This window comes from Mesorhizobium silamurunense, from assembly GCF_014843825.1.
Classification (GTDB): domain Bacteria; phylum Pseudomonadota; class Alphaproteobacteria; order Rhizobiales; family Rhizobiaceae; genus Mesorhizobium; species Mesorhizobium silamurunense.
Map to the genome: position 1 here is coordinate 1 of NZ_JHQR01000390.1, position 1275 is coordinate 1275.

Below are 1275 nucleotides of genomic sequence, written 5' to 3' on the forward strand. Positions count from 1 at the left end.
CGCGCCGGGCGTGACGACGCCGATGCCGTGGCCGCGCGCCACCAGCGACATGCGCAGATCCGCACCCTGCGCCTCGACGCCGACATGGAAGGGCAGCCGCGCCACCTCGAAGCGGTGGCGGATGAAGGCGCGGAAACCGCAGCCGGTTTCGTTCAGCACCCAGGGGTAACGCGACAGCCCGTCGAGCTCGACCGGCTTCGGCACGCCGAGGCTGGGCGAGGCCACCAGCAAAACCTCCTGCACACCGAGATCGTCGCTGACCAATTCGGGTGGCGGCGCGACGCCCTCGGCGAGGCAGACCGCGACCGCGTCGATCTCGCTGTGCAGCACCTGCTCAACCAGGCGCGGCGACAGGCTGGAGGTGATCTTCAGCGTCAGTTGCGGGAAGGCTGCGCGCAAGCTGTCCAGCGGCTCGGAGAGCGCGCTGGTCGAGAGGTAGGGCATGATGCCGAGGCGGAATTCGCCCCTCACCTCGCCCGCCGGCGATACGCCGGCCTTCAGATCCTCCAGCGAGCGCAGCACGCGGCGGCCATGCTCATAGGCCTCGCGGCCCGAGGCGGTCGGCTTCAGCGGCTTCGACTGGCGGTCGAGCAAGGGCGTCGCCAGCCGCTCCTCGAGGTTCTGGATGCGGCGCGTGACACCTGGCTGGGTAAGGTTGAGCCTCGCCGAAGCGCCGACGATGGAGCCGGTTTCGACGACGGCGACAAAGGCTTCGAGGTCGTGAATGTTCATGCGTACCTCGCATAATCATTATCATGTCAATTCAATTGTAGCATTATGCTCGTTCGCAATAAAGTCCTCGCCGGATATGCCGACAACGAGGAAATCATGCACGGCAATGCACAACTGGCCGATCGACCAGCCGAAACCATCACCAGATCCCAGACGCTGCTGTTTGCCGCCTCGACCGGCATCATCGCCACCAACCTCTTCGCGCCGCAAACGCTGGTCGGGCTGATAAGTCATTCGCTGGGCGCCGCGACCTCGGCAAGCGGGCTCGTCTCGATGACGACTTTGCTCGGCTATGCCGCCGGGCTGTTCTTCCTGGTGCCGCTGTCGGACCTCGTCGAGAACCGGGTGCTGGTGCTGCGCATGCTAGGCGCGGGGGCGCTAGCGGCCGCCGTCGCTGCATTCGCACCTTCGGCAGGCTCGCTGCTCGCCGTGCTGTTCGTTCTCGGTGCCGCCTGCTCCTGCATCCAGGTGCTGGTGCCGGTCGCGGCCTCGATGGCGCCGCCCGGCCAGGACGGGCGCGTCATCGGCGACGTGATGAGCGGG

General features: G+C 66.9%; 2 protein-coding genes. One reads left to right on the plus strand and one right to left on the minus strand.

Annotation, left to right across the window (positions count from 1 at the left end):
* Positions 1-732 (minus strand): LysR family transcriptional regulator (locus DH10_RS34395; protein ID WP_192385862.1); only part of this gene is annotated, 732 nt, incomplete at its 3' end.
* A gap of 96 nt (positions 733-828) precedes the next feature.
* On the opposite strand from DH10_RS34395, the gene DH10_RS34400 reads away from it, so the two are divergent.
* Positions 829-1275, plus strand: a 447-nt coding sequence (locus DH10_RS34400; RefSeq protein ID WP_485020606.1) for an MFS transporter, incomplete at its 3' end; no start/stop codon positions are given.